Raw genomic sequence first — 26,812 nt, forward strand, 5'->3', positions numbered from 1 at the left:
TATCAGTCGGCCTGATACACGTACGGCTTTTGCGGCACGCGGGCCGCGCGGAAGCCTTCCAGCAGTTCCGGGTCCTGCGGCTTGTCCCAGAGACGGGCGCGGCCCTCGCGCTGGCGCTCTTCGGTGCCAGGGTGCGACTGCTTGTAGTCTTTCAGGAACTTGGTGATCTCGGATTCGTAGTTGGTTGCCATGGCACCAATTTCAGTGGGTTTCGGATATCCGGAGTTTACTGCACGCCGGCCCGAGGCCCGGCGTTACAATCTTCCGGGTCCCACCGCCCCCCTCCGCCATGTCCGCCGAATCCGCAGCCGCAGCCAATCCCGCTCCTCCCTCCACTCCGGACGCGGTGCGCGCGGCGCGCATGATTCCCTTCATCGTCGGCTGTGCGCTGTTCATGCAGATGCTGGACGCCACGGTGGTGGCCACCGCCCTGCCGGCCATGGCGCGGGCCCTGGGATCGACGCCGGTGCGGCTGAACGTGGCCATCACTTCCTACCTGCTGTCGGTGGCGGTGTTCGTGCCGGTCAGCGGCTGGGCTGCCGACCGCTACGGCGCGCGCCGCGTCTTCATCGCCGCCATCGGCCTGTTCACCCTCAGTTCGGTGGCCTGCGCCCTGTCGCAGGACCTGCCGCAACTGGTCATCGCCCGGGTGGTGCAGGGCATGGCCGGAGCCATGATGGTGCCGGTGGGCCGCATCATCCTGCTGCGCACGGTGCCCAAGCAGGACCTGCTGAAAGCCATGTCGTTCCTGTCGATCCCGGCGCTGCTGGGGCCGGTGATCGGGCCGCCGCTGGGCGGCTTCATGGTCACGTACATGTCGTGGCACTGGATCTTCCTGATCAACATCCCCATCGGCGTGCTCGGCATTGCCCTGGTGTTGCGCTACGTGGCCGAGATCAAGGAAGAATCGGCGCCGCGCCTGGACTGGCTGGGCTTTTTGCTCAGCGCGGTGTGCCTGGCCACGCTGGTCAGCGGCTTCGAGGCCATCGGCCGCGACGTCATGCCGCTGCCGCTGCTGCTGGGCCTGATCGCGGTCGGTATCGTCTGCGGCCTGCTCTACGGCTGGCACGCGCGCCGCACCGAGCACCCTATCATCGACCTGGCGCTGATGCGCATCCCGACCTTCGCCATCTCGACGCTGGGCGGCAACCTGTGCCGCTTCGCGGTGGGCGCCACGCCCTTCCTGCTGGCCATGCTGCTGCAGGTGGGCTTCGGCCTGTCGCCGTTCTCGGCCGGCCTGATCACCTTCGCCAGCGCCGCCGGCGCGCTGCTGATGAAGTTCGTCGCCACGCCCATCGTCAGGCATTTCGGCTTTCGCCGCGTGCTGACCGTGAACGCGGTGTTGACCGGCGCCTTCATCGTGGTCTGCGCCACGTTCACGCCCACCACGCCAGTCTGGCTGATGATCGCCATCCTGCTGATCGGCGGCTTCTTCCGCTCGCTGCAATTCACGGGCGTAAATACGCTAACCTATGCCGACATTCCCCCGGCCAAGATGAGCCGCGCCAGCAGCTTCGCCGCCATGGCACAGCAACTGGGTATCAGCCTGGGCGTGGGCGTGGCCGCGGTGACCCTGAACATCAGCATGACCCTGCGCGGGGCGGAAAGCCTGGTGGTGGGCGACGTGATCGTCGGCTTCATCGTCATTGGCCTGCTGTGCGCGGCTTCGGTCTTTTCCTTTAGACGCCTCGACCCGCTGGCCGGGGCACACCTGAACGGCGCCAAGAACAGTGACGACGAATGAATTTGTCCTAGCCCTGGACCAGGGCACCACCAGCTCCCGCGCCATCGTGTTCGATCGCGATGGCGTGGTGCGCGGCATCGGCCAACGTGAATTCCGCCAGCACTATCCGCGGCCGGGCTGGGTCGAGCATGACCCCGGCGAGATCTGGCACAGCCAGCTGGACGTGGCGCGCGAGGCCCTGCGCAACGCCGCCGCCAGCGCCGCCGACGTGGCCGCCATCGGCATCACCAACCAGCGCGAAACCACCCTGATCTGGGACCGCGCCAGCGGCCGCCCGCTGGCCCGCGCCATCGTCTGGCAGGATCGGCGCACCGCGCCGATGTGCGACCAGTTGCGCCAGGACGGCCACGCCGATTTCCTGCAGTCGCGCACCGGGCTGGTGCTGGACGCCTATTTCTCGGGCACCAAGCTGGCCTGGCTGCTGGATCACGTGCCCGGCGCGCGCCAGAAGGCCGAGCGCGGCGAACTGGCCTTCGGCACCGTCGACACCTGGCTGATCTGGCAGTTGACCGGCGGCGCGGTGCACAGCACCGACCCCAGCAACGCCTCGCGCACCATGCTGTTCGACCTGCACACGCAGGACTGGAACGACGAAATCCTGGCGCTGCTGAACATCCCGCGCAGCGTGCTGCCGTCGATCGCGCCCAGCAGCGCGGTGGTGGGCGAGTCCCTGCCCGAGTGGCTGGGCGGCTCGATTCCCATCGCCGGCGTGGCCGGCGACCAGCAGGCCGCCACCTTCGGCCAGGCCTGCTTTGCGCCCGGCATGGCCAAGAACACCTATGGCACCGGCTGCTTCATGCTGATGAACGTGGGCGACAAGCCGGTGCAGTCGCGCAACCACCTGCTGTCCACCGTCGGCTGGGGCCTGCCGGTCGCGGGCCAGGACGGCTGGCGCCCGGCCTACATGCTGGAAGGCGGCGTGTTCGTGGCCGGCGCCGCGGTGCAATGGCTACGCGACGGCCTGGGCATCATCCAGCGCTCCGAGGAAATCGAATCGCTGGCCGCCAGCGTGGCCGACACCGACGACGTCTTCATGGTGCCGGCCTTCGCCGGCCTGGGCGCGCCGCACTGGGACCCCTACGCCCGCGGCACGTTGGTCGGCCTGACGCGCGGCACCACCCGCGCCCACATCGCCCGCGCCACGCTCGAATCCATCGCGCTGCAGAGCGCCGAACTGCTGACCTGCATGAACGGCGACAGCGGCATCGCGCTGACCGAGCTGCGGGTGGACGGCGGCGCCGCCCGCAACGACCTGCTGATGCAGATGCAGGCCGACCTGCTGGGCGTGCCGGTGGTGCGCCCGCGGGTGCCCGAATCGACCGCGCTGGGCGCGGCCGGCCTTGCCGGCCTGGCGGTCGGCTTCTGGTCGGGCCAGGATGAATTCGCCTCCAAGTGGCAGGCCGAGCGCACCTTCGAACCAACCTGGCCGCAGTCGGTGCGCGAAGCCCGCATGCGGCGCTGGCGCCAGGCGGTGGAACTGTCCAAGGGCTGGTCCAACACCGCGCAGTGAACGGATGCCGCCCGGCGCGCCGCCGACACGCGCCGGCCGCCTCCGCGCGGATCGCCGCGAGGCCTCCATGGCCTCGGGCCTCGCCCCCGCCGCCAATCACGCTGGCGCAACCGGCCGCTTACCGCCGCCGCGCCTGCGCCTGCATCACCCGCAGCGCCACGCGATAGCCGGCGAACACATAGAACGCATTGCTGTTCATCAGCAGCCACGCGCCGGCGCCGCCCAGCAGCGCGACCACCGGGCCGACCGCGCGCATGTCGCCCTGCGACCAGGCGATCAGGCCCAGCACGCCCGCCGCCGCCAATGTCAGCGCGGTGCGCTTGAGCAGCACCAGCCCGAGGCTGTAGCCGCCCATGAACGCCACCACGCCAATCGCCAGCGCCAGGGCCGTGACGGCGCAGGCCAGCACCAGCGCGAAGGCTGCCAGCGCCGGCCCCGCCGGCCGCAGCAGCAGGCTCAACAGGCCGATACCCACGCCAATGCCGCCGACCATGGTCAGCACCGCCAGCGCCAGCGGCGACCACAGCCCTGGCGGCGCGGCGCGCGCGTCCATCTCGGCGACGAAGCGGTGCATGGCCGCTGACGCGTCCGGCGCGTCCGCCTCGGCGCGCAGCGCCGCCTCCAGCCGGCGGCATTGCGCGATCAGCGCATTCAGCCCGGGGCCGGACGGCGCCATCACAGCCTCGTCACGCCCGGGGCGTGCTCGGCCACGGTCTTGCGCAGCGCGGCCATGGCCTCCTGCACGGCGGTCGGCCGGAAGGCGTCCTCGCGCCAATACATGGCCACCGAGCCGAAGCCGGACAGCCGCACCGGAATGATGCGCATCGCCTTCATCTGCGTGAAGCGCAGCGCGGCGCGGTGCGAAGCCACGCCGATCATGTCGCTGTTGTTGATCAGGGTGAGGTTGATGGTGACCGAATTGGATTCAACGTGATCGGCCGGCGGCGCCTGGCCGGCCGCGGCCAGCGCGGCGTCGACCGCGTTGCGGATCGGCGTGCCCTTGGGCCACAGGATCCAGCGGTACGACAGCAGCTCGGGCCAGCCCGGCTGCTCCAGCGCGAACAGCGGATGGCGCGGCCGCGCCACCAGGTGGATCGGCTCCAGGTACAGGGCCTCGAAGCGGATAGCCGGGTCATGGTGTTCGGGCGCCGAGCGGCCCACCACGATGTCCAGGTCGCCCTGCGCCAGTTGCGCCAGCAGGCGGTCGGTGGTGCCCTCCACCAGCTTCACGCGGGCCTGCGGCATGCGTTCGAGCAGCTTCATCACCGCCAGCGGCACGGTGTCCGACGCCGACGCGCCGGACGCGCCGATCACCACCCGTCCGCCGCCGCCCTCGCGCAAGGCGGCCATGTCGGCGCTGGCGCGGTCAAGTTGCGCCTCGACCCGCTGCGCGTGCGCGATCAGCACGTCGCCGTGCGGCGTCGGCCGCAGGCCGCGCGCATGGCGCTCGAACAGCGGCAGGCCGATGTCGTCTTCCAGATCCTTCAGCCATTTCGACAAGCCCGGCTGGGTGGTGTTGAGCATCGCGGCCGAGTGGCTGATGTTGCGGGTCTGGGCCAGGCTGAGCAGCATTTTCAGATTGCGCAGGCGCAACCGGTGAGTCCAGTCCATGGAGCCCCCTTTTGTCTCTTATCCATATTGTTATTGGTATGGATAATAAGATAATTTCATTTCAAAACACATAGCTCGTTACGCATAATCGTCTCCATATCAGGCCCGTCACGCCCGCCGCGACGGCCCGACAGAAGCCGGCCCCGACGCCGGCCCCAGGAGACAAGCATGCCCGACGGTCACCCCCCCGGCGCGGATCGCGCCGCCTATTACGCCCGCATCGCCCAGAAGCACATGGCCCCCCTGTGGGAGTCGCTGCACAACCTGGTGCCGCGCCAGCCCGCGCCGCGCTGCCTGCCCGCCATCTGGAAATACGACGAGGTGCGCGACGACGTGCTGGCCTCGGGCTCGCTCATCACCGCCGAGGAAGCCGTGCGGCGCGTACTGATCCTGGAGAACCCGGGCCTGCCCGGCCAGGCCAGCATCACGCAGAGCCTGTATGCCGGCCTGCAACTCATCCTGCCGGGCGAGATCGCGCCCAGCCACCGCCACACCCAGTCGGCGCTGCGCTTCATCGTCGAAGGCCGCGGCGCCTACACCGCCGTCAACGGCGAGCGCACCACCATGCATCCGGGCGACTTCATCATCACACCGTCCTGGACCTGGCACGACCACGGCAACGCCGAGACGGTCGACGGCGGCGAGCCGGTGGTCTGGCTCGACGGCCTGGACATCCCGCTGCTGCGCTTCCTGGATGCCGGCTTCGCCGAGAACTATCCGTCCGCCACCCAGCCGGTCACGCGGCCGGAAGGCGACAGCATGGCGCGCTACGGCCACAACATGGCGCCGGTGCGCCACCGCGCCGCCGGCGGCACCTCGCCGATCTTCAATTACCCCTACGAGCGCAGCCGCGAGGCGCTCGACGCGCTCTACCGCCACGGCGAGCTAGACCCCTGGGACGGCGTCAAGCTGCGCTACCTGAATCCGGCCACGGGCGGCTACCCCATGCCCACCATGGCCACCTTCATGCAACTGCTGCCGGCCGGCTTCCAGGGCAAGGCCTATCGCAGCACCGACTCCACCGTCTACAGCGTGGTGGAAGGCCGCGGCATCGCCCGCATCGGCGACGCCGAATTCCATTTCGGCCCGCGCGACGTGTTCGTGGCGCCGTCGTGGCAACCGGTGCAGTTGGCGGCGCTGGAAGACGCCACGCTGTTCAGCTATTCCGACCGCCCGGTGCAGGACGCGCTGGGCCTGTGGCGCGAAGAGCGCATCGCCTGACGCGGGCGGGCCGCCGCGCCCGCCATCCCTCTTTCCGTTCCGCCTTCAAAGGTTGATTCATGTCTTACGTGTTTGCTCCCGCCGACCCCGTCGCCGTGCCCGTCGCCGGCAGCCAGGACCGCTTCCCCGTGCGCCGCGTCTATTGCGTCGGCCGCAACTACGCCGCCCACGCCCGCGAGATGGGCTTCGATCCCGACCGCGAGCCGCCATTCTTCTTCTGCAAACCGGCCGACGCCGTGGTGCCGGTGGCGCCGGACGCCACGCTGACGCTGCCCTATCCGTCCGAGACCGCCAACTTCCACTATGAAATCGAACTGGTCGCGGCCATCGGCAAGGGCGGCGCCAACATCGCGGTCGAATCCGCGCTGGAACACGTGTGGGGCTACGCCGTCGGACTGGACATGACGCGCCGCGACCTGCAGATGAAGATGCGCGAAGCCGGCCGCCCGTGGGAACTGGGCAAGGCCTTCGACCAGAGCGCGCCGATCGGCCCGCTGGTGCCCGCCGCGCGGGCCGGCGACATCCACCGCGCCGGCATCTGGCTGCAGGTCAACGGCGCCGACAAGCAGCGCAGCGACACCGGCAAGCTGATCTGGTCGGTGGCCGAGACCATCGCCTACCTGTCGCGCTACTTCCGCCTGGAAGCCGGCGACCTGATCTACACCGGCACGCCCGAAGGCGTGGGCCCCGTGACGCGCGGCGACAAGCTGGTCGGCGGCGTCGACGGCCTGGGCACGCTGAGCGTGCAGATCGCCTGAGGAAGCCCGCTCATGCAACTGCACAGCTTTTTCAACAGTTCCACCTCGTACCGCGTGCGCATCGCGCTGGCGCTCAAGGGCCTGCCGTTCGACATCGTGCCGGTCAACCTGCGCCAGCAGGAACAACGCGCCGCCGGCTACGTGGCGCAGAACCCGTCGGCCGGCGTGCCGCTGCTGACCGACGGCGATTTCCAACTGTCGCAATCGCTCGCCATCATCGACTACCTGGACGCCACCCATCCCGAGCCGCGCCTGATCCCGGCCGCGCCGCAAGAACGCGCCCGCGTCCTGGAGCTCTCCAACGCCATCGCCTGCGACATCCATCCGGTCAACAACATGCGCATCCTGCGCTACCTGCAGGAAGAGCTGGGCGCCACCGACGCGCAGAAGAATGCCTGGTATCACCACTGGATCCGCGAAGGCCTGACCGCGGTCGAGGCACTGGTGGCGCGCCACGGCCACGGCGCCTATTGCTTCGGCGACGCGCCGACGCTGGCCGACTGCTGCCTGGTGCCGCAGGTGGCCAATGCCCGGCGCATGGGCTGCGACCTGTCGGCCTATCCGCGCCTGGTCGGCGCCTATGAACACTGCCTCGCGCAACCGGCGTTCCAGCAGGCCGCGCCCGGCAACCAACCGGACTACATCAAGTGACCACGCAAGCTTCCCCGGGCCAGGAGCCCGACACCCTCGGCACGCCGCTGCGCGAATACACCGACCCGGCCTACCGCCCGCTATGCGCCAACCTGGCCGAGGTGCGCGCCAACATCGACCGGCTCGACGACGAGATCGTGCGCCTGATGGCCGAACGCGCCATGTACGTCAAGGACGCCGCGCGCTTCAAGCGCGACGCCTTCCAGGTCAGCGCCCCGGCGCGCCAGGCCGAGGTGTTCGAGAAAGTGCGGCGCCTGGCCGAACGCCACAACCCGGGCTTCGAGAACCTGGACCAGGTGGTGGACGCGGCCTACCGCGCCATGGTGGCGGCCTTCATCGCCAATGAACAGACCTATTTCAACAACATGAAGATCGCGGGAGACAAGCATGCATGAATCCTCAACCCTGGCGCGGGCACGCGCTGCCGCGGCGCGCGCGCTGGCGCTGGGCCTGATCGCGCTGGCGCCGCTGGGCGCGGCGCGGGCCGCCGACACCTGGCCCTCGCAACCGCTCAAGGCGCTGGTGCCGTTCGGACCGGGCTCCAGCCCCGACCAGGTCGCGCGCATCGTCGGCGAGAAGGCCGGCGCCATTCTCGGCCAGACCATCGTGGTGGAAAACAAGCCGGGCGCCAGCGGCAACATCGGCACCTTCGCCATCGCCAACGCCAAGCCCGACGGCTACACCTTCGGCGTCTCGATCACCGGCCCGCTGGTGAACAACACACTGCTGTTCGACAAGCTACCGTATGCGCCAGCCACCGACCTGGCGCCGCTGACGCTGGCGGTGCACCAGCCGAACGTGCTGGTTGTGCCCGCCAGCGCCGGCATCGGCAATATCGGCCAATTGCTCGATGCGCTCAAGAAGAACCCCGACAAGTACAACTTCCCGTCCCCCGGGGCCGGCACCGTCTCGCACCTGGCGGTGGAGCTGATGCTGCAACAGATCGGCGCGCGCGCCACGCATGTGCCTTATCCCTCGTCGCCGGCGGCGCTGACCTCGCTGCTGTCGGGCGACACGCAGTTCGCCGCGCTGCCGCCGATCGCCGTCATGAGCATGGTCAAGGACGGCCGCCTCAAGGCGCTGGCGGTGACTTCGTCCAAGCGCTCGGCGCTGCTGCCCGACATTCCCACGCTGGCCGAGGTTGGCGTGCCAGGGATCGAGGGCTCGGCCTGGATCGGGTTCGTGATCTCGTCCAAGGTGCCCGCCGACATCCAGAAGAAGCTGTCGGACGCGCTGATCCAGGCGATCCGCGACCCTGAAGTGATCAAGCGCCTGCAGGCCCAGTTCATGGACCCCGTGGGCAGCACCCCGGCCGAGTTCCGCGCCTATATGGACGACGAACTCAAGCGCTGGGAGCCGCTGATCACCAAACTCGGCATCAAAGGCCAGTAAACGAACCGGCGGGCAGGCCTGAACAGGCCTGTTCCCATGGGCCGCCCGGCCCGGCATTCCGCAACACCAGACGCAGTCAAGCAGGACAAGCAAGGAGACAGGCATGACCCTCACCGAACCCGCCCGCCAGGTGCCGCTCTACGGCGAATACGACGTCGTCGTGCTGGGCGGCGGCCCCGCCGGCATCCTGGCGGCCGCCAGCGCCGCCCGCAACGGCGCCAGCGTGCTGCTGGTGGAACGCTATGGTTTTCTCGGCGGCATGGGCACGGCGGCGGGCGTCTCCAACTTCTGCGGCCTGCACGCCAACGTGCGCGGCGCCATCCGCCAGGTGGTGCACGGCATGACGGACGAGCTGCTGGACCGCATGCGCGCGCTGGACGGCCTGAACGATCCGCACCTGATCCTGGGCAAGATCCACGCCCAGGCCTATGACATCTCGGCCTTCAAGTGCGCGGCCGACGGCATGGTGCAGGACAGCGGCGCGCGCATCCTGTTCCACGCGCTGGCCACCGGCCTTGCGCGCGACGCCGCCGGCGATGTCGACGCGCTGTTCCTGGAGACCAAGTCGGGCCGCTGCGCGGTGCGCGCCAAGGTCTTCATCGACTGCTCTGGCGACGCCGACATCGCGCAATGGGGCGGCCTGCCGTTCGAGAAAGGCGACGCGCGCGGCCACATGCTCTACCCCACGCTGATGTTCAAGGTCGGCAATGTCGACGGCGCCCGCGCCCAGGAGGCCTGGAAGACCATCCCGCAACTGATGGACCAGGCCGCCGCCAGCGGCGAATTCACCTTCCCGCGGCGCGGCGCCATCGTGCGGCCGCAAAAGCACGACTACGAGTGGCGCGTCAACGTGACGCAATTGGCCAACGCCGACGGCAGCGCGGCGGACGGCACCGACGCCGCCTCGCTATCGGCCGGCGAGCTGGAAGGCCGCCGCCAGATCACCGAATACCTGAAGTTCCTGCGCGCCAGGGTGCCGGGCTTCGAGAACGCCTACGTGCTCGACATCGCGCCGCAGTTGGGCATCCGCGAGACCCGCCGCATCGTCGGCGAGGCGGTGCTGACCAAGGAGGACGTGCTGGGCTGCGCCGACTTCGAGGACAGCATCGGCGTCAATGGCTGGCCGCTGGAAATGCACACCGCCGGCGACGTGCAATGGCTGTGGCCGCCGATCCCCGAATCGCGCGGCTACAACCAGCTACCGTTCCGCATGATGGTGCCGCGCCACGGTCCCGGCGTCGCCGCCAACGTACTGGTGGCCGGCCGCTGCGCCTCGATGACGCACGAGGGCCAGTCGGCCGCGCGCGTCAGCGGCAGTTGTTTCGTGATGGGCGAGGCCGCCGGCACCGCCGCCGCGATGGCACTGCGCGGCGACATCGCGCCCGCGGCGGTGCCGGTGGCGGCATTGCAGGCGCAACTGGAGCGGCAAGGCGCCTTCCTCGGCCGCCAGGAATGAACACGCAAGGAATCCCGCAATGAACGCAACTCCCCCGAGCAATTCCGCGCCCCGCTCCGTCATCGTCGTCGGCGGCGGCATCGGCGGCCTGGCCGCGGCGCTGGCACTGACGCGCCAGGGCATCGCGGTGCAACTGCTGGAACAGGCCGCGCACATCGGCGAGATCGGCGCCGGCATCCAGCTCGGCCCCAACGCCTTCGCCGCGCTCGACGCGCTGGGCGTGGGCGCCACGGCGCGCCAGCGCGCGGTCTTCACCGACCACATCATCATGATGGACGCCGTCGACGCACGCGAGGTGGTGCGCATCGACACCGGCGACGCCTTCCGCGAACGCTTCGGCGGCCCCTACGCCGTGATCCACCGCGCCGACATCCACCTGTCCATCCTGGAGGCCGTGCGGCAGGATCCGCTGATCCGCTTCCACACCTCGACCCAGATCGCCCAGGTGGCACAGGACGGCAAGCGCGTGGTGGTGACCGACACCAACGGCAACCGTTATGACGCCGACGCCGTGGTGGGCGCCGACGGCGTCAAGTCCGTGATCCGCGAACACCTGATCGGCGATCCGCCGCGCGTGACCGGCCACGTGGTCTACCGCGCCGTGGTCGAGCGCGACAACATGCCCGAGGAACTGCGCATCAACGCGCCGGTGCTGTGGGCCGGCCCGCACTGCCACCTGGTGCACTACCCGCTGCGCGGCGGCCAGCAATACAACCTGGTGGTGACCTTCCACAGCCGCGAACAGGAGCAATGGGGCGTGCGCGAAGGCAGCAAGGAGGAAGTGCTGTCGTACTTCCAGGGCATCCACCCGCGCCCGCACCAGATGCTGGACCGCCCCACGTCGTGGAAGCGCTGGGCCACCGCCGACCGCGAGCCGGTCGAACAGTGGGGCCAGGGACGCATGACGATCCTGGGCGATGCCGCCCACCCCATGACCCAATACATGGCCCAGGGCGCCTGCATGGCGCTGGAAGACGCGGTGACGCTGGGCCAGGCCGTCAAGCGCTGCGACCACGACCTGGAGGCCGCCTTCCGCCTGTACGAATCGGTGCGCATCCCGCGCAGCGCGCGCGTGGTCTGGTCGACCCGCGAGATGGGCCGGCTCTATCACGCGCGCGGCGTCGAACGCACCGTGCGCAACATGCTGTGGACCGGCCGCGGCCAGTCCCAGTTCTACGACGCGTTGCAGTGGCTCTACGGCTGGAAGGTGGAGAACTGTCTCGCGGGACCCATCCAGCCATAAGAAAAGCAGGCACAGGAGGAGACAACCATGACGACACGCATCACCCGCAGCGGCGCCGCGCTACTGCTGGCACTGGCCGCCGGCGGCGTCCAGGCCCAGCAGAAACCCGTGGACATCGGCTTCATCGGCACGCTGTCCACGCCGGCCGGCTACATCGGCGAGGACGAGCGCGACGCCTTCATGCTGGCGGTCAAGGAAGGCGGCGGCAAGCTCGGCGGCGTGCCGGTCAACGTGCGCGTGGAGGATGACGCGCTCAAGCCGGCCAACGCCAAGCAGATCGCCGACAAGATGGTGCAGGGCGGCGTGCGCCTGTTCACCGGGGTCAACTTCTCCAACGTCATGGCGGCCGTCGGGCCGACTGTGCTCAACGCCGGCGGCTTTTACGTGAGCCTGAACGCCGGTCCCTCCAACTACGCCGGCAAGGCCTGCAACCCCAATTACTTCGCCGCCGCCTTCCAGAACGACTCGTACGCCGACACCGCCGGCATCGCCGCCAACGAGCTGGGCGCCAAGCGCGTCGTCGTCATGGCGCCGAACTACCAGGCCGGACGCGATGCCGTGGCCGGCTTCAAGCGTGCCTACAAGGGCGAGATCGCCGAGGAAATCTACACCAAGCTCGACCAGGCCGACTTCTCGGTCGAGCTGGCGCGCATCCGCGCGCTCAACCCGGACGCCATCTTCCAGTTCCACCCGGGGGGCGCCGGCATCAACCTGACCAAGCAGTTCGCCAACTCCGGCCTGTCCGACAAGATCAAGATGATCACGCCGATCTACTCGATGGACGAGCGCATGCTGGCCGCCACCGGCACCGCCGGCAAGGGCTTCTACCTGAGTTCGCTGTGGAGCGCGGACCTGGACAACCCGCAGAACAGGCATTTCGTCGAGGCCTTCACCAAGGCCTACAACCGCGCGCCCACTGCCTACGCGGCGCAGGCCTACGACACCGCCAACCTGATCGGCTCGGCCCTCAAGGCCGTGGACGGCGACGTCACCGGCCGGGCCGACGCATTCCGCGAGGCGCTGCGCCGCGCCGACTTCCCCAGCGTGCGCGGCAAGTTCAGGTTCGGCCCCAACCAGCACCCAGTCCAGGATTGGTACCTGCTGCACATCGAGGCCGGGCCCGATGGCAAGCTGGTCTACAAGAACCTCAAGGTCATCGCCCGCGACCACACCGACGTGCACGCCGCCGATTGCAAGATGTAGGAATCCCCCAGGCGGGCGTGGGATCGGTTAAAACCCTTTCCATGCCCGACGCCCACGCCGCATCCTGGAAACACCTGCCCGCGCCGAAGAAGCGCGCCAGGCTGCCGTTCGACGCCGTCTACACGGCCGAGCAATACGCGCGACTGCGCCAAGGGCGCATCCCCGCAGAGATGGAAGACAAGTGGTTCATCTATCTCGATGACGGCGTGCTGCGCTTTCATCGTAGCTGGACCGGCATCTGGATCTATGCGCTGCGGCTGGACGCGATGGACGGCCAATGGCGCGCGCATGACGCCTGGGTCAATCGCGAGGCGGACCAGTACGGCTGCACCGACCTGGACACCGACCGCAAGCTGCTGGCAATGCTGGTGGACGGCCTGCTGGCCGCCCCGCGCGGATGACCGAAGGACAGGAATGAAGCACGAGGGCCGCGAGCGCGGTCCCCGGCGGATGCATCACCCACTCGCGGCGGGCGGCATGCGGACCGGCGCGTTCCAGACGGAACGCGCCAGGCACGCGGCCCTCAGTTCAGGCTGGCGCCCGAGATCTTGACGATCTCCTGGTACTTGGCCTTTTCGCTCTTGACGAATGCGGCAAAGGCTTCGGGCGTCATCGGCGCCGCTTCCGAACCCATCAGCAGCAGGCGCTGCTTGACGTCGGGCTGCTGCATGGCCTCGGCATAGGCCTTGTTCAGCTTGGCCACCACCGGCGCGGGCGTGCCGCCGGTCGTGAACACGCCGAACCAGGTGCCCAGGTCGAAGCCCTTGATGCCCGACTCTTCCACCGTCGGCACGTCGGCCAACAGCGACGAGCGCTTGGCGGTGGTCACGGCCAGCGCCTTGACCTTGCCGTCCTTGATCAGCGGCGCCGAGGCCGCCAGGTTGTCGAACATGAAGTCCGACTGGCCCGACAGCAGCGCCAACTGCGCCGGCGCCGCGCCCTGGTAGGGGATGTGTTCGACGTTGATGCCGGCGCGCGCCTTGAGCAGTTCGCCCGACAGGTGGCCGGCGCTGCCATTGCCGCCCGAGCCGTAGTTCAGCTTGCCCGGGTTCTTCTTGGCGTAGTCGATCAGGTCGGCCAGCGTCTCGATCTTGTTTTTCTTGGCGAAATCGAGGTTCATGACCAGCACGTTCGGCACCGCGGCCACGATGGTGACCGGCGCGAAGTCCTTGACCGGGTCATACGGCAGGTTGGCGAACAGCCAGGGGTTGATGGCATGGGTCGCCACGGCGCCCATCACCAGCGTGTAACCGTCGGCCGGCGCCTTGGCCACCAGGTCGGCGCCGATGTTGCCGCCGGCGCCAGAGCGGTTTTCCACCACTACCGGCTGGCCGAGCGAGCCGCGCACCTTCTCGGCCAGCATGCGGGCCATGGTGTCGAGCGGGCCGCCGGGCGGGTAAGGCACCACGAAGCGCAGCGGCTTGGTGGGGAAATCAGTGTTCTGGGCCAGCGCGGGCGCGCCCAGGGTCAGCGTGGCGGCCAGGGCCGCGGCGCCGCCCAGCAAAACGCGGCGCATGGCGCTGCGGGGGGTCGGTTTCATCTCGTTTGCTCCTCTCTTTTGGCATCGATGGCGGTCGGTAGCATACCGCAGCGGGGGGAACGGCGTAACAAAGGGATACTACGGAATGCGGCCCCTATTCGCTTGACCGGCCCGCCCCGCGCGGAAGCGGCGCGGGCCGCCGGCGCGGCGCGGCGCAATGAAAAACGCCTTCCGGGGAAGGCGTTTTCGTGGCCAGGAGCGGGCCGGCAGCGCCGCCCGATCAATGCAGGATCTGGCTCAGGAACAGCTTGGTGCGCTCGTTCTGCGGATTGTCGAAGAACTCGTCCGGGCTGTTCTGCTCGATGATCTCGCCGCGGTCCATGAAGATGACGCGGTTGGCGACCTTGCGCGCGAAGCCCATTTCGTGGGTCACGCACAGCATCGTCATGCCGCTTTCCTGGGCCAGATTGACCATCACGTCCAGCACTTCCTTGACCATTTCCGGGTCCAGCGCCGAGGTCGGCTCATCGAACAGCATGATCTTGGGGCTCATGCACAGCGAACGCGCGATGGCCACGCGCTGCTGCTGGCCGCCCGAGAGCTGGCCGGGGAATTTCTTGGCCTGGTCCGGAATGCGCACGCGCTCCAGGTACTTCATGGCCGTGGCCTCGGCTTCGGCGCGCGGCTTCTTCAAGACCCACATCGGGCCCAGCGTCAGGTTCTCCAGCACCGTCAGGTGCGGGAACAGGTTGAAGTGCTGGAACACCATGCCGACGTCCTTGCGGATGGTCTCGATGTGCTTGAGGTCGTTGGTGAGCTCCGTGCCGTCCACGATGATGTGGCCCTTCTGGTGCTCTTCGAGCCGATTGATGCAGCGGATCATGGTGGACTTGCCCGAGCCGGACGGCCCGCACACCACGATGCGCTCACCCGGCGCCACGTCCAGGTTGATGTTGCGCAGCACGTGGAACTGGCCGTACCACTTGTTCACGTCCTGCATTCGAATGATGGCATCAGACATGCCTGTACTCCCGTAAATATCGCGTGGCGGGCCCGCCCGGGGCGGACCCGCGGCAAGGTTCTAGCGTGCGTGGCCCGTGGCCAGGCGTTTTTCCAGCGCCTGGCTGTATTTGGACATGGAGAAGCAGAAGACGAAGTAGATCAGCGAGATGAACAGATACGCCTCCACCCCGAATCCGCGCCATGCCGCGTCGGACAGGGCCGCCTTGGCCGCCAGCGTCAGGTCGAAGATGCCGATGATCACCACCAGCGAGGTGTCCTTGAACAGCGCGATGAAGATGCTGACCAGCGGCGGGATCACGATCTTGAGCGCCTGCGGCAGGATGATCTTGCGCATCTGCTGCCAGTAGTTCAGGCCGAGCGAATCGGCGCCCTCGTACTGGCCCTTGGGGATCGCCTGCAACCCGCCGCGCACCGTTTCGGCGATGTACGCGGCCGCGAACATGATGATCGCGATCTGCGCGCGCAGCAGCTTGTCGATGGAGAAGCCCTCGGGCAGGAACAGCGGCAGCATCACCGACGACATGAACAGCAGGCTGATCAGCGGCACGCCGCGGATCAGCTCGATGTACACGACGCACAGCGCCTTGATGGCCGGCATCTTCGAGCGCCGGCCCAGCGCCAGCAGCACGCCGATCGGGAAAGCGAAGGCGATGCCGAACGTCGACAGGATCAGCGTCAGCGGCAGGCCGCCCCAGCGCGCGTTCTCGACGTAGGTCAGGCCCAGCACGCCGCCCCACATCAGAATCGCCACGGCGACCAGGCCGAAGGTCCAGATGATGGCGAGCTTCCAATTCCAGAAGCGGCGGATGCCGCTGCACACGATCACCGCGACCAGGATGATGGTCGCGATCAGCGGCCGCCATTGCTCGTCGTAGGGATAGGTGCCGAACAGGATCAGCCGGTGCTTCTCGATGATGAAGGCCCAGCAGGCCCCCCCGACCGAAGCGCGGCACTCCTGCGCGTTGGAGGCGGTGTAGTTGGCCTTGATGAAAGCCCACTCGACCAGCGCCGGCACAGACATCAACAGGAACCACGCCAGCAGCACCGTGATCAGGATGTTCAGCGGCGAGGAAAACAGGCGCGAGCGCAGCCACGCCCACGCGCCGACATGGGTCTTGGGCGGCGGCAGCCCTTCACTGGGGATATGCGTAGTGCTGCTCATGTCAACGCTCCACCAGCGCGATGCGCTTGTTGTACCAGTTCATGAAGATCGAGATCGACAGGCTGACCGTGAGGTACGCGCCCATGATGATGAGAATGCCCTCGATGGCCTGCCCGGTCTGGTTCAGCGTGGTGTTGACCACCGACACGATGTCCGGATAGCCGATGGCCACGGCCAGCGAGCTGTTCTTGGTGAGGTTGAGGAACTGGCTGGTCATCGGCGGGATGATGACGCGCAGCGCCTGCGGCAGCACCACCAGGCGCAGCACCAGCGGGCGGCGCAGGCCCAGCGCGCCCGCGGCTTCCCACTGGCCGTTGTTGACCGCCTGGATGCCCGAACGCACCACTTCGGCGATGAAGGCCGAGGTGTAGATCACCAGGCCCGCCAGCAGTGCCGCGAACTCCGGCGACAGCGTCAGGCCGCCGGCGAAGTTAAAGCCCTTGAGCACCGGCATGTCCAGCTTCAGCGACGCGCCGCTGACCAGCCAGCCCAGCACCGGCAGGACGATGATCAGGCCGAGCGCGGCGCGGCCCAGCGGGAACACCTGGCCGGTGGCTTCCTGGCGCTTCCTGGCCCAGTGGCCCAGAAACAGGATGGCGACGATCGCCAACCCCAGCCCGCCCAGTATCCAGTCGACCGAGTAGCCTTCCAGGCCAGGCACTTTGAGGCCGCGGTTCGAGATGAAAACCCCTGGCAGCGGGTTGTTGGCCTGGCGCGGGCCCGGCATGTTTTCGGTGATCAGCGCATACCAGAAGAACAACTGCAGCAGCAGCGGCACGTTGCGCATCACTTCGACATAGACCGAACAGATCTTGGCCACCAGCCAATTCTTGGACAGGCGGCCGACGCCGATCAGCGTGCCCAGGATGGTCGCCAGCACGATCCCGAGCACGGCCACGCGCAGGGTGTTGAGCAGGCCCACCAGGATGGCGCGCCCGTAGGTGTCGGCGGGAGAGTAGGCGATGGGCGTCTCGCCGATGGCGAAACCGGCCTCGCGGTCGAGAAAGCCGAAGCCCGTGGCGATATTGCGCACGGACAGGTTGTGCAGCGTGTTTGAAACCAGGAACCATACCGCGGCCGCGACGGCGGCCAGCGCGATCACTTGGTAGACCACGGCGCGCAAGCCGGGATCGTTCCAGTTCAGACGCCGGGGAGGTGCCGAAATCGGGGCGTTTTTATTGGGAGTCGTCATGAATGAATCTACAGAAGTCGGACACCGGGCGGCTGGCCCGAAAGACCGCGCCGCCCACTCCTGCCGCCCGCTCGAAGGCGGGCTAGGCATGGCGCCACGCGGACGCCATGCCGGGCAGCCGTGTGTTAGCGCACCGGCCAGCCGTACATCAAGCCACCTTGCTTGTAGCTGGCGTTCAGGCCGCGCTCCAGCTTCATCGCGCTGCTCTTGCCCAGCGTGGCTTCGAAGCTTTCGCCGTAGTTGCCGACCTGCTTGATGATGTTATAGGCCCACTTGTCGTCCACGCCCAGGTTCTTGCCCATGCCCGGAGTCACGCCCAGGATGCGCTGGATGTTGGGATTGGTGCTCTTGAGCATCTGGTCGACGTTCTTCGAGGTGATGCCGTATTCCTCGGCCTCCAGCATCGCGTTCAGCGACCAGCGCACCACGTTGAACCATTGCTCGTCGCCCTGGCGCACCATCGGGCCCAGCGGCTCCTTGGAGAAGTCTTCCGGCAGGATGACGTACTTGTCCGGATTCTCCAGCGTGGTGCGGGTCGAGGCCAACTGCGACTTGTCGGTCGTGAAGGCATCGCAGCGGCCGGCCGAGAAGGCGCGGATGATTTCGTCGTACTTGTCGATCACGACCGGCTTGAATTCGATCTTCTGGCTGCGGAACCAGTCGGCCAGGTTCAGCTCGGTGGTGGTGCCCGGCTGCACGCAGATGGTGGCGCCGTTCAGTTCCTTCGCGCTCTTGACGTTCAGGTCTTTCGACACCATGACGCCCTGGCTGTCGTAGTAATTCACGCCCACGCCGATCAGGCCCAGCGTGGTGTCGCGCGTCAGCGTGACGGTGGTGTTGCGGGTCAGCACGTCCACTTCGCCGGACTGCAGGGCGGTGAAGCGCTGCTGCGTGTTCAGCGGCGTGACCTTGAACTTGCTGGCATCGCCAAACATGGTGGCGGCCACGGCGCGGCACATGTCCACGTCCAGGCCCTTGTATTCACCCTTGCTGTCCGCGATCGAGAAGCCCGGGATGCCGGTCGAAACGCCGCATTGGACAAACCCTTTTTTCTTGACGTTATCGAAGGTCGCACCTGCATTGGCGGCCGCGGATACAGCGAACAGGGCAGCGCCAATGGCAGCGAGTTTCAGTACTTTCATCGTGATCTCCGTAGGGGTGTTGCGAAGCCGAACGCAAGGCCGGGTTGGGCTTTACGCATGGGGCGGATGGTAGCGTCCGCAAAGCAGCCTCCGCATCCGGGAATTCCCTTGAAATATAGGGACACTGGCTGAAATCAAACGGGGTTTGACTGCAAAAACGGGGACACTTATTCGGTCCGAAAAGTGTGGCCGGGCGGTCACTCGGTCCGATCCATGGCGGTCACATCGGGACACTTTTTCCGGCCATGCCCACGTTGCAGATTTAGGCCAGCTTACTGTCCCCGAGTTACTATTGCGGCTTCATCCGACAGCCGCCATGATCGAATTCCAGCACGTCTTCAAATCGTATGGCCGCGGCCGCAATATCCTGGCCGACATCAACTTCCGCGTAAGCGCGGGCGAGTTCGTTTTCGTGTCCGGTCCGTCCGGCGCCGGCAAGTCCACCCTGCTCAAGCTGATCGGAGGGCTCGAGCCGGCCAGCCGCGGCGCGATCCAGGTCAACGGCCAGCGGCTCGACAAGCTGCCGGCGCGTGCCCGCCCCTACCTGCGCCGCGCCGTTGGCGTGATCCTGCAGGACACCCACCTGCTGTTCGACCGCAGCGCCTTTGAAAACGTGATGTTGCCGCTGGCGGTCACCGGACACCCGCGCGACTCGGCCGCCGCCCGCGCCCGTGCCGCCCTCGACAAGGTCGGCCTGTCGGGCAAGGAAGACCTCAACCCCATCGAACTGTCCGGCGGCGAACAGCAGCGCCTGGCGATCGCGCGCGCCATCGTCAACCGCCCCGCCATCCTGATCGCCGACGAACCCACCGCCAACCTCGATCACGACAACGCGCAGCGCATCATGAACGTGTTCCGCGACTTCAACCGCGTCGGCGTCACCACGCTGATCGCCTCGCACGACCAGGAACTCATGGCGCGCTACGCCACCCGTACCCTGCGCATCGACCCCGGCAAGTTCTCCGATTCGCACGGCGGCGCCACGCCCCCCGCCGACGGCCACGGCATCGCGGGAGAACCGGCATGAACGCCTGGCTGCGGCAGCATCGCTATGCCCTCCTGGTAACCCTGCGCCGGTTGGTGAAACAACCGTTCTCCTCGCTCGCCAACCTGCTGGTGATGGCGCTGGCGCTGGCCCTGCCGCTGCTGGGCAGCGCCATCCTGGTGTCGGTGCAGCCGGTGGCGCGGCAAATGTCGGTCACCCCCGAGGTGACCGTCTTCATGCGCGTCGACGCGCCCGCCGGCGCCGCCGCCGACGTCGCCAAGCGCATCCAGGGCGAATACGCCAACGACGTGCGCGCGGTGCGCGTGGTCGGCCGCGACGACGCCCTGGCCGACCTGCGCGCCAACCCCGCCTGGCAGCAGGCGCTGGCCGTGCTGCCGGGCAATCCCCTGCCCGACGCGGTGGTGGTGACGCTGGCCGACGGCGAAGACCTGGCCGGCCGCGCCGACAAGCTGGCCCAGGCCTGGAAACAATGGAACCAGGTGGACCTGGTGCAGTTGGACAGCGCCTGGGTGCAGCGGCTGGAAGCCATCCTGCGCTTCGCCCGCATCGGGCTGGGTTTCCTGGCCGCCTGCGTGGCGGTGGTGGTGCTGGCCACGGTATTCAACACGGTGCGCATGCAAGCCCTGTCGCAGCGCGAGGAAATCGCGGTGGCGCGGCTGGTGGGCGCCACCGAGTCGTTCGTGCGGCGGCCCTTCCTGTACCTGGGCGCGCTGTCCGGCGCCCTCGCCTCGCTGCTGGCCATCGGCGTGGCGGCGGTCGCGCTGTCGCCGTTGAACAACGCCCTGCTCGGCCTGGCCCGCAGCTACGGCGCGGAATTCGCCTTGCATTTGCCCGGCGCCCCGGTGCTGCTGGCGGCCATCGTCGCCTCGGCCGCCCTGGGCGCGCTGTCGGCGCGCTGGTCCGTGACCCGCAGCACGCGCTTCTGACCCGGCCGCGGGGCGCCGCCACGTCTGCCTGCCCCGCGGCATGCCACCCTAAAGCCACGTATAGCCCCCGTTCGTCCCCGTGATCCGGGGAACGGACGCGTCCGGCCTTGGTTAGGATGGAATCGGCCGGCAAACCGCCATATTTTTCAGGGACATAACAAAGGTGCGGTTACACAGCTTTTCCCCCTATTACTGGCCAAATATGCAAGAATAAAGCGACATTTTTCTACATATTTTGATACTTTTACGCCCTGCCGAGCGCCGCCTTTCGTGATCCAACCGTTGTCCTTGCCCTTGATTCCGCCCCATGGTCGCCCGTCTTGAAGCCCGCGCGACGCGCCATTATTTCGATAGCGCGTTCCAGTCCCAGGCGGTGAAGGTACTCCCCAACGAGTACTACGTCACCAATGAAGACATCATGATCTCGACCGTGCTCGGCTCGTGCGTGGCCGCCTGCATCCACGACCCCGTCAACGGTGTCGGCGGCATGAACCACTTCATGCTGCCCGAAGGCGACATGCAGTCGCCCGCCTCGGCCACCATGCGCTATGGCGCCTTCGCCATGGAAGTGCTGATCAACGAACTGCTCAAGGCCGGGGCGGTGCGCGACCGCCTCGAAGCCAAGGTGTTCGGCGGCGGCGCGGTGCTGTCGGCCATGCAGCAGATGAACATCGGCGAGCGCAACGGCCAGTTCGTGCTGAACTACCTGCGCACCGAAGGCATCCCGGTCAAGGCCCAGGACCTCGGCGACGTGCATGCGCGCCGCATCAACTATTTCCCGCGCGACGGCCGCGTGATGGTGCGCAGGATGGCGCCGCACCACCAGCGCGCCGAAGAGATCATCGCCAAGCGCGAACAGGCCGCCGCCGAAAGCGCGCAGGCCAAGACCCAGAGCCCGCCGCGGGTCGAACGCTTCGCGCGGCCCGGCGTGGAACGCTTCGACCGCCCCGCCGCCCGGCCGGGCGTGGAGCGTTTCGACCGCCCTGCCTCGCGTCCTGGCGTCGAGCGCTTCGACACCGGCGTCACCCGCCGCCGCAAGCCCGAGACCGCGGGCGGCTGACCCGCGTCAACGGCCGAAGCTGGCGCGGCGTTGGCTGGACGGCACGCCCGGCCGCCGCAGGAAACTTCGCGCAAGCCGCGATAAAAGGCCACGGCCTCGAGCGGCGCCGGCCCGCGTGTCTCACGCCGCCCGTACGCCCCCGATCGACACCACGCTGGCGCTGAAATCCTTGAGCAGGGCTTCGCGCCGCGCGGCAGCCTTCTCCATCGCCGCTTCCTTCACATGGCCATAGCCACGGATCTCCTCCGGCACGCTGGCCAGGGCGACCGCGCGATCCAGGTTGCCGCGATTGAGCTTGGGCAGGATCGCGCTCAGCGTCTCGCGATACTCGCGCGCCAGCTCGCGCTCGGCGCGGCGCTCGTGGGTGTAACCGAACGGATCGAAGCGCGTGCCGCGCAGGCGCTTCATGCGCGCCAGCAGGCGGAACACCCGCAGCATGCCGGGGCCGTAAGCTTTCTTGACCAGATGGCCGTCGGCGCCGCGGCGCGCGAACAGCGGCGGGGCCAGATGGAAGCGCAGCTTCCAGTCGCCCTCGAACTGCTCGCCGATGCGCTTGAGGAATTCCCCGTCCGTATACAGCCGCGCCACCTCGTACTCGTCCTTGTAGGCCAGCAGCTTGAAGTAGTAGCGCGCCACCGCCAGCGCCAGGCGCTGGGTGCCGGTGGCCTCGTGCTCGGCGTGCGCCACCTTGTCCACCAGGTCGGTGTACTGTTTGGCGTAAGCGGCATCCTGGTACTGCGTCAGGAACGCGCGGCGCGACTCGACCAGGCGCGCCAGCTCGCCGGCCGGCTTCTTCAGTTCCACCACGGGTTGGACCACGCGCGGCCGGCGTATCTCGATGATGCCCTCCGGATGCGCGGGTGCGCCGCCGCTTGCCAGCAGGCGCGTGACGCCGGCCAGGTCATGCGCCGCGCGGCGGCCCCAGGCGAAGGCCGCCAGATTGTTGGGCACCTGCTGGCCGTTCAGCTCGATGGCGCGCAGCAAGGACTCGCGCGACAGCGGCAGCCAGCCCTTCTGGTAGGCGTAGCCCATCATCAGCGGGTTGGAATAGATGGCGTCGCCCAGCAGGCCCACGGCCAGCGCCGACGCGTCCACCATGTGCAGGTTGTCCTTGCCGCAGGCGGCCTGCAGGTCGGCCGTCAGGTTGGCGCCCGGCAGCGTCCAGTCGGGATTGGTGACGAAGGCGGCGGTGGGCGCGGTGTCGCTGTTGAGCAGCGCCCGCGAGCGGCCCGGACGCAGCCGCGCCATGGCGTCGGCGCTGGTGGCCACCACCAGGTCGCCGGCCAGCATCAGGTCGGCCTCGCCCATCGCCACGCGCGTGTTCATCAGGTGGTCCGGCGTCTGCGCCAGCACCACGTGCGAATAGACCGCACCGCCCTTCTGCGCCAGGCCCGCCATGTCCAGCACCGAACAGCCCTTGCCTTCCAGGTGCGCGGCCATGCCCAGCAACTGGCCGATGGTGACCACGCCGGTGCCGCCGACGCCGGCAATGAACACGCCATAGGCCTGCGCCAGCGCCGGCAGCGCCGGTTGTGGCACGTCGTCGTCGATTGCGCCTTCCGGCGCCAGCGCGCGCGGCTTGCGCAGCTTGCCGCCTTCCACCGTGACGAAGCTGGGGCAGAAGCCCTTTAGACAGGAGAAGTCCTTGTTGCAGCTGGACTGGTTGATGGCGCGCTTGCGGCCGAACTCGGTCTCCAGCGGTTCCACCGACAGGCAGTGCGATTTCTGCGAACAGTCGCCGCAGCCTTCGCACACGCGCTCGTTGATGACCACGCGCCGCGCCGGGTCGGGATAGGCGCCGCGCTTGCGGCGGCGGCGCTTCTCGGTGGCACAGGTCTGGTCATAGATCAGCACCGACACGCCGGGGTGCTCGCGCAACTCGCGCATCACCGCGTCCAGCTCGTCGCGGTGTTTCACCGGCACGCCCGGCGCCATGCCGGCCATGCCCTGGTATTTCTCCGGCTCGTCGGTCACCACCACGATCTTGTCGATGCCTTCGGCCGCCACCTGACGGCTGATCATCGGCACACTGATGGGGCCGTCCACCGGCTGCCCGCCGGTCATGGCCACCGCGTCGTTGAACAGGATCTTATAGGTGATCGGCGCCTTGGCCGCCACCGCCGCGCGGATCGCCAGCAGGCCGGAATGGAAGTAGGTGCCGTCGCCGAGGTTGGCGAACACGTGCTTCTCTTCGGTGAACGGCGCCTGCCCCAGCCACGGCACGCCCTCGCCGCCCATCTGCGTGTACACCTGCGTGTTGCGGCCCATCCAGGTCACCATGTAATGGCAGCCGATGCCCGCCATGCCGCGCGAGCCTTCCGGCACGCGGGTCGAGGTGTTGTGCGGACAACCCGAACAGAACCACGGCTTGCGGTCTTCCACCACGCGCGGCCGCGCCAGCGCCTGTTCGCGATCGGCGATGAAGGCCAGCCGCGCCTCGATGCCGGCGCGCACGTCCGCCGGCAATTCGAAGCGCAGCAGGCGCGCGGCGATGGCCTTGGCCACCATCGCCGGCGAAAACTCGTAGTGCGCCGGCAGCAGCCAGTTGCCTTGCGGCACCGCCCACTCGCCGCCATCCTTGTCGTCGAACTTGCCGACCACGCGCGGAATCTTCTTGCCGCTGCCGATCCAGCTGAACAGTTCCTCCTTCAACTGGTATTCGAGCACCTGGCGCTTTTCCTCGACCACCAGGATCTCGTCCAGCCCATCGGCGAAGCGCGCCATGCCGGTGGACTCCAGCGGCCACACCATGCCCACCTTGAACAGCCGCAGGCCGATGCGCTGGCACACCGCCTCGCTCAGCCCCAGGTCGGACAGCGCCTGGCGCGTGTCCAGGTAGGCCTTGCCCGAGGTCATGATGCCGAAGCGCGCGTCGCGCGCCGGCACCTGCCACAGCTCGCGGTTCAGGTTGTTGGCGCGGGCGTAGGCCAGCGCCGCGTACAGCTTGTAATCCAGCAGCCGCGCCTCCTGCTGCAGGGGCGTGTCCGGAATGCGGATGTTCAAGCCGTCCGGCGGCAACCGGAAATCCTCGGGCAGCACGATCTGCACGCGATACGGGTCCACGTCCACCGAGGCCGACACCTCGACGATGTCGGTGATGCACTTCATGCCGACCCAGACCCCGGCATAGCGGCTCATGGCCCAGCCGTGCAGGCCGTAATCCAGTACCTCCTGCACGCTGGAGGGGAACAGCGCCGGGATCATGCAGGCCTTGAGAATGTGATCGCTCTGGTGCGGCAGCGTCGACGACTTGGCCGGATGGTCGTCGCCGGCCACCACCAGCACGCCGCCGTGCGGCGAGGTGCCGGCGGCGTTGGCGTGCTTGAACACGTCGCCGCAGCGGTCCACGCCCGGCCCCTTGCCGTACCACATGCCAAACACGCCGTCGTATTTGGCGCCCGGGAACAGGTTGACCTGCTGCGTGCCCCACACCGCGGTGGCCGCCAGGTCCTCGTTGATGCCCGGCTGGAACTCGACGTGGTGCGCCTTCAGGTACTTGGCCGCCTTCCACATGTTCTGGTCGACCCCGCCCAGCGGCGAGCCCCGGTAGCCCGACACGAACCCCGCGGTGTTCAGCCCCGCGCGCAGGTCGCGCAGCCGCTGCATCATCGGCAGGCGCACCAGGGCGTGGATGCCGCTCATCCAGGCGCGGCCGCTTTCCAGGGTGTATTTGTCGTCCAGCTGGACGGATTCGAGCGCCGCGCGCAGCGCGGGCGTGAGGGGGGCATTCATGTCTACTCCGAGGGTCGTGGAACGCCCGCGGCAGCCAACGCACCACGCCCTCTTGAAGCGCATGCAGGCAAGCGGCGGGAGGTGAATTCCGGGCGCTCGATGCGCCTCTGTCCCACGGTTGTAACCGCTCGCCCCACCCCCGGCAATAGGGCGATGCGATAATTGCGGGCATGGACTTCGCCCCTCGCATCGTCGCCTGGCAACGCCAGCACGGCCGCCACGATCTCCCCTGGCAGAACACCCGGGATCCCTACCGCATCTGGCTCTCCGAGATCATGTTGCAGCAGACGCAGGTGGCCACGGTGATCCCCTACTACGAACGCTTCCTGCAGCGCTTCCCCGACGTGGCCGCGCTGGCCGCCGCCGCCCAGGAAGACGTGATGCCCTACTGGGCCGGCCTGGGCTACTACGCCCGCGCCCGCAACCTGCATCGCTGCGCCCAGGAGATCGCGCGCGACTGGAATGGCCGCTTCCCGCCCAGCGCCGAAGCCATCGCCACCCTGCCCGGCATCGGCCGCTCGACCGCCGCCGCCATCGCCGCCTTCGCCTACGGCGAGCGCTCGCCCATCCTGGACGGCAACGTCAAGCGCGTCTTCACCCGTCACTTCGGCGTCGCCGGCGACCCCGCCAGGCGCGAGGTCGAACAGCGCCTGTGGGCCCTGGCCGATGCCCAGGTCGAGGCCGCCCCCGGCCTGGACATGGCCGCCTACACGCAGGGCCTGATGGACCTGGGCGCCACCCTCTGTACGCGCGGCAAGCCCGCCTGTGAACGCTGCCCGGTCGCCGACACCTGTGTCGCCAAGCGCGACGGCCGCCAGGCCGAACTGCCCACGCCCAAGGCGCGCAAGGCGATCCCGGAACGCGAGACCGCGATGCTGGTGCTGCAGCACCAGGGCGCGTTCCTGCTGCAGCAACGGCCCGAACCCGGTATCTGGGGCGGCCTCTGGAGCCTGCCCGAATTCGACGCCGCCGGCGACCCCCTGGCCGCCTCGCGCGCCCTCGGCCTGGACCCCGAACAGCGCTTCGAACTCGCCGCCTTCGCCCACACCTTCACCCACTACCGCCTGCACATCCGCCCCTGGTACGTGCCCGTGCGCAGCGCCTCGCTGCGCCAACCCACGCAACCCGAACGCTGGGTCACCCAGGCCGAACTCCCCGACACCGCCCTGCCCGCACCCGTCAAGAAACTCCTGCTGGGCCTGATCGAAGCCGGCCTCCCCGGCGACCTGCTGGCCAACAGCAAGTAGCGCGCAGCGTCACCACCCCGACGCCAGACACCCAAACGCCAAAGGCGGCCGCC

General features: G+C 68.2%; 24 protein-coding genes. 15 read left to right on the forward strand and 9 right to left on the reverse strand.

Annotation, left to right across the window (positions count from 1 at the left end; genetic code table 11):
• Positions 1 to 2: 2 nt before the first annotated feature.
• Entirely contained in the window at positions 3 to 191 is a 189-nt protein-coding gene (locus AC6LKG_RS14485; protein ID WP_498165342.1) for a DUF3460 family protein, read from the reverse strand.
• Between the two features lie 98 nt (positions 192 to 289).
• Here AC6LKG_RS14485 and AC6LKG_RS14490 point away from each other — a divergent pair, with 98 nt between their 5' ends.
• Entirely contained in the window at positions 290 to 1,744 is a 1,455-nt protein-coding gene (locus AC6LKG_RS14490) for a DHA2 family efflux MFS transporter permease subunit (RefSeq protein ID WP_498165344.1), read from the forward strand.
• Complete coding sequence (gene glpK / locus AC6LKG_RS14495; protein WP_498165346.1) at positions 1,731 to 3,254, forward strand: glycerol kinase GlpK; 1,524 nt, start codon at positions 1,731 to 1,733, stop codon at positions 3,252 to 3,254. Before AC6LKG_RS14490 ends, glpK begins: the two co-directional genes overlap by 14 nt.
• A gap of 118 nt (positions 3,255 to 3,372) precedes the next feature.
• Here glpK and AC6LKG_RS14500 read toward each other — a convergent pair whose 3' ends face one another.
• Together AC6LKG_RS14500 and AC6LKG_RS14505 are read right to left on the reverse strand one after the other, a co-directional pair.
• A complete protein-coding gene (locus AC6LKG_RS14500; protein WP_498165348.1) occupies positions 3,373 to 3,930 on the reverse strand; it encodes a hypothetical protein in 558 nt (185 codons plus the stop codon).
• Positions 3,930 to 4,865, reverse strand: coding sequence for a LysR family transcriptional regulator (locus AC6LKG_RS14505; protein ID WP_076408540.1), 936 nt, complete (start codon positions 4,863 to 4,865; stop codon positions 3,930 to 3,932). Before AC6LKG_RS14505 ends, AC6LKG_RS14500 begins: the two co-directional genes overlap by 1 nt.
• 168 nt (positions 4,866 to 5,033) lie before the next feature.
• Between AC6LKG_RS14505 and gtdA the strand changes: the two genes are divergently transcribed.
• The 9 genes from gtdA (at position 5,034) to AC6LKG_RS14550 (ending at position 13,190) form a co-directional block, all read left to right on the forward strand.
• Entirely contained in the window at positions 5,034 to 6,086 is a 1,053-nt protein-coding gene (gtdA, locus tag AC6LKG_RS14510; RefSeq protein ID WP_498165350.1) for a gentisate 1,2-dioxygenase, read from the forward strand.
• A 59-nt stretch (positions 6,087 to 6,145) separates the two neighbouring features.
• Positions 6,146 to 6,844: a fumarylacetoacetate hydrolase family protein gene (locus tag AC6LKG_RS14515; RefSeq protein ID WP_498165352.1), complete on the forward strand. Its 699-nt coding sequence runs from the start codon at positions 6,146 to 6,148 to the stop codon at positions 6,842 to 6,844.
• A 12-nt stretch (positions 6,845 to 6,856) separates the two neighbouring features.
• Positions 6,857 to 7,495 (forward strand): maleylacetoacetate isomerase, encoded by a 639-nt coding sequence (gene maiA, locus AC6LKG_RS14520; protein ID WP_498165354.1) that lies wholly within the window; start codon positions 6,857 to 6,859, stop codon positions 7,493 to 7,495.
• Positions 7,492 to 7,890, forward strand: coding sequence for a chorismate mutase (locus AC6LKG_RS14525; RefSeq protein ID WP_498165355.1), 399 nt, complete (start codon positions 7,492 to 7,494; stop codon positions 7,888 to 7,890). Before maiA ends, AC6LKG_RS14525 begins: the two co-directional genes overlap by 4 nt.
• Positions 7,883 to 8,887: a Bug family tripartite tricarboxylate transporter substrate binding protein gene (locus AC6LKG_RS14530; RefSeq protein ID WP_498165356.1), complete on the forward strand. Its 1,005-nt coding sequence runs from the start codon at positions 7,883 to 7,885 to the stop codon at positions 8,885 to 8,887. The genes AC6LKG_RS14525 and AC6LKG_RS14530 overlap by 8 nt, the downstream gene beginning before the upstream one ends.
• A gap of 103 nt (positions 8,888 to 8,990) precedes the next feature.
• On the forward strand, positions 8,991 to 10,343 hold the full coding sequence (locus AC6LKG_RS14535; protein WP_498165357.1) for an FAD-dependent oxidoreductase: 1,353 nt from the start codon (positions 8,991 to 8,993) through the stop codon (positions 10,341 to 10,343).
• Positions 10,344 to 10,362: 19 nt separating this feature from the next.
• Positions 10,363 to 11,586 carry a 3-hydroxybenzoate 6-monooxygenase gene (locus AC6LKG_RS14540; protein WP_498165358.1) on the forward strand — a complete coding sequence of 408 codons (1,224 nt, stop codon included), beginning with the start codon at positions 10,363 to 10,365 and terminating at the stop codon, positions 11,584 to 11,586.
• A gap of 27 nt (positions 11,587 to 11,613) precedes the next feature.
• A complete protein-coding gene (locus AC6LKG_RS14545; RefSeq protein WP_498165360.1) occupies positions 11,614 to 12,789 on the forward strand; it encodes an ABC transporter substrate-binding protein in 1,176 nt (391 codons plus the stop codon).
• A gap of 41 nt (positions 12,790 to 12,830) precedes the next feature.
• On the forward strand, positions 12,831 to 13,190 hold the full coding sequence (locus tag AC6LKG_RS14550) for a hypothetical protein (RefSeq protein WP_498165361.1): 360 nt from the start codon (positions 12,831 to 12,833) through the stop codon (positions 13,188 to 13,190).
• A 122-nt stretch (positions 13,191 to 13,312) separates the two neighbouring features.
• Here AC6LKG_RS14550 and AC6LKG_RS14555 read toward each other — a convergent pair whose 3' ends face one another.
• The 5 genes from AC6LKG_RS14555 to AC6LKG_RS14575 all read right to left on the reverse strand — a co-directional run bounded on the left by AC6LKG_RS14555 (position 13,313) and on the right by AC6LKG_RS14575 (position 18,788).
• A complete protein-coding gene (locus tag AC6LKG_RS14555) occupies positions 13,313 to 14,329 on the reverse strand; it encodes a Bug family tripartite tricarboxylate transporter substrate binding protein (RefSeq protein ID WP_498165362.1) in 1,017 nt (338 codons plus the stop codon).
• A gap of 220 nt (positions 14,330 to 14,549) precedes the next feature.
• On the reverse strand, positions 14,550 to 15,290 hold the full coding sequence (locus AC6LKG_RS14560; RefSeq protein WP_498165363.1) for an amino acid ABC transporter ATP-binding protein: 741 nt from the start codon (positions 15,288 to 15,290) through the stop codon (positions 14,550 to 14,552).
• Between the two features lie 60 nt (positions 15,291 to 15,350).
• Positions 15,351 to 16,454 (reverse strand): amino acid ABC transporter permease, encoded by a 1,104-nt coding sequence (locus tag AC6LKG_RS14565; protein ID WP_498165365.1) that lies wholly within the window; start codon positions 16,452 to 16,454, stop codon positions 15,351 to 15,353.
• A gap of 1 nt (position 16,455) precedes the next feature.
• Positions 16,456 to 17,646, reverse strand: coding sequence for an amino acid ABC transporter permease (locus tag AC6LKG_RS14570; protein ID WP_498165367.1), 1,191 nt, complete (start codon positions 17,644 to 17,646; stop codon positions 16,456 to 16,458).
• A 125-nt stretch (positions 17,647 to 17,771) separates the two neighbouring features.
• Entirely contained in the window at positions 17,772 to 18,788 is a 1,017-nt protein-coding gene (locus AC6LKG_RS14575) for an amino acid ABC transporter substrate-binding protein (RefSeq protein ID WP_498165369.1), read from the reverse strand.
• A 316-nt stretch (positions 18,789 to 19,104) separates the two neighbouring features.
• Between AC6LKG_RS14575 and AC6LKG_RS14580 the strand changes: the two genes are divergently transcribed.
• The 3 genes from AC6LKG_RS14580 to cheD all read left to right on the forward strand — a co-directional run bounded on the left by AC6LKG_RS14580 (position 19,105) and on the right by cheD (position 21,780).
• Positions 19,105 to 19,815 carry a cell division ATP-binding protein FtsE gene (locus AC6LKG_RS14580; protein WP_498165370.1) on the forward strand — a complete coding sequence of 237 codons (711 nt, stop codon included), beginning with the start codon at positions 19,105 to 19,107 and terminating at the stop codon, positions 19,813 to 19,815.
• A complete protein-coding gene (locus tag AC6LKG_RS14585; RefSeq protein ID WP_498165371.1) occupies positions 19,812 to 20,720 on the forward strand; it encodes a cell division protein FtsX in 909 nt (302 codons plus the stop codon). The genes AC6LKG_RS14580 and AC6LKG_RS14585 overlap by 4 nt, the downstream gene beginning before the upstream one ends.
• A gap of 307 nt (positions 20,721 to 21,027) precedes the next feature.
• Positions 21,028 to 21,780, forward strand: coding sequence for a chemoreceptor glutamine deamidase CheD (cheD, locus tag AC6LKG_RS14590; protein ID WP_498165372.1), 753 nt, complete (start codon positions 21,028 to 21,030; stop codon positions 21,778 to 21,780).
• A gap of 120 nt (positions 21,781 to 21,900) precedes the next feature.
• Here cheD and AC6LKG_RS14595 read toward each other — a convergent pair whose 3' ends face one another.
• Positions 21,901 to 25,512: an indolepyruvate ferredoxin oxidoreductase family protein gene (locus tag AC6LKG_RS14595; RefSeq protein WP_498165374.1), complete on the reverse strand. Its 3,612-nt coding sequence runs from the start codon at positions 25,510 to 25,512 to the stop codon at positions 21,901 to 21,903.
• A 161-nt stretch (positions 25,513 to 25,673) separates the two neighbouring features.
• On the opposite strand from AC6LKG_RS14595, the gene mutY reads away from it, so the two are divergent.
• Positions 25,674 to 26,759, forward strand: coding sequence for an A/G-specific adenine glycosylase (mutY, locus tag AC6LKG_RS14600; RefSeq protein WP_498165378.1), 1,086 nt, complete (start codon positions 25,674 to 25,676; stop codon positions 26,757 to 26,759).
• The last annotated feature ends 53 nt before the right edge of the window (positions 26,760 to 26,812 follow it).

It is taken from the genome of Achromobacter sp. 46006 (genome assembly GCF_059761975.1).

What these genes read in the sequence shown, in the direction of transcription:
- AC6LKG_RS14485 (WP_498165342.1), bottom strand. Translation starts at nt 191, where the DNA reads ATGGCAACCAACTACGAATCCGAGATCACCAAGTTCCTGAAAGACTAC.
- AC6LKG_RS14490 (WP_498165344.1), top strand. Translation starts at nt 290, where the DNA reads ATGTCCGCCGAATCCGCAGCCGCAGCCAATCCCGCTCCTCCCTCCACT.
- AC6LKG_RS14500 (WP_498165348.1), bottom strand. Translation starts at nt 3,930, where the DNA reads ATGGCGCCGTCCGGCCCCGGGCTGAATGCGCTGATCGCGCAATGCCGC.
- AC6LKG_RS14505 (WP_076408540.1), bottom strand. Translation starts at nt 4,865, where the DNA reads ATGGACTGGACTCACCGGTTGCGCCTGCGCAATCTGAAAATGCTGCTC.
- gtdA (WP_498165350.1), top strand. Translation starts at nt 5,034, where the DNA reads ATGCCCGACGGTCACCCCCCCGGCGCGGATCGCGCCGCCTATTACGCC.
- AC6LKG_RS14515 (WP_498165352.1), top strand. Translation starts at nt 6,146, where the DNA reads ATGTCTTACGTGTTTGCTCCCGCCGACCCCGTCGCCGTGCCCGTCGCC.
- maiA (WP_498165354.1), top strand. Translation starts at nt 6,857, where the DNA reads ATGCAACTGCACAGCTTTTTCAACAGTTCCACCTCGTACCGCGTGCGC.
- AC6LKG_RS14530 (WP_498165356.1), top strand. Translation starts at nt 7,883, where the DNA reads ATGCATGAATCCTCAACCCTGGCGCGGGCACGCGCTGCCGCGGCGCGC.
- AC6LKG_RS14535 (WP_498165357.1), top strand. Translation starts at nt 8,991, where the DNA reads ATGACCCTCACCGAACCCGCCCGCCAGGTGCCGCTCTACGGCGAATAC.
- AC6LKG_RS14540 (WP_498165358.1), top strand. Translation starts at nt 10,363, where the DNA reads ATGAACGCAACTCCCCCGAGCAATTCCGCGCCCCGCTCCGTCATCGTC.
- AC6LKG_RS14545 (WP_498165360.1), top strand. Translation starts at nt 11,614, where the DNA reads ATGACGACACGCATCACCCGCAGCGGCGCCGCGCTACTGCTGGCACTG.
- AC6LKG_RS14550 (WP_498165361.1), top strand. Translation starts at nt 12,831, where the DNA reads ATGCCCGACGCCCACGCCGCATCCTGGAAACACCTGCCCGCGCCGAAG.
- AC6LKG_RS14555 (WP_498165362.1), bottom strand. Translation starts at nt 14,329, where the DNA reads ATGAAACCGACCCCCCGCAGCGCCATGCGCCGCGTTTTGCTGGGCGGC.
- AC6LKG_RS14560 (WP_498165363.1), bottom strand. Translation starts at nt 15,290, where the DNA reads ATGTCTGATGCCATCATTCGAATGCAGGACGTGAACAAGTGGTACGGC.
- AC6LKG_RS14565 (WP_498165365.1), bottom strand. Translation starts at nt 16,454, where the DNA reads ATGAGCAGCACTACGCATATCCCCAGTGAAGGGCTGCCGCCGCCCAAG.
- AC6LKG_RS14570 (WP_498165367.1), bottom strand. Translation starts at nt 17,646, where the DNA reads ATGACGACTCCCAATAAAAACGCCCCGATTTCGGCACCTCCCCGGCGT.
- AC6LKG_RS14575 (WP_498165369.1), bottom strand. Translation starts at nt 18,788, where the DNA reads ATGAAAGTACTGAAACTCGCTGCCATTGGCGCTGCCCTGTTCGCTGTA.
- AC6LKG_RS14580 (WP_498165370.1), top strand. Translation starts at nt 19,105, where the DNA reads ATGATCGAATTCCAGCACGTCTTCAAATCGTATGGCCGCGGCCGCAAT.
- AC6LKG_RS14585 (WP_498165371.1), top strand. Translation starts at nt 19,812, where the DNA reads ATGAACGCCTGGCTGCGGCAGCATCGCTATGCCCTCCTGGTAACCCTG.
- cheD (WP_498165372.1), top strand. Translation starts at nt 21,028, where the DNA reads ATGGTCGCCCGTCTTGAAGCCCGCGCGACGCGCCATTATTTCGATAGC.
- AC6LKG_RS14595 (WP_498165374.1), bottom strand. Translation starts at nt 25,512, where the DNA reads ATGAATGCCCCCCTCACGCCCGCGCTGCGCGCGGCGCTCGAATCCGTC.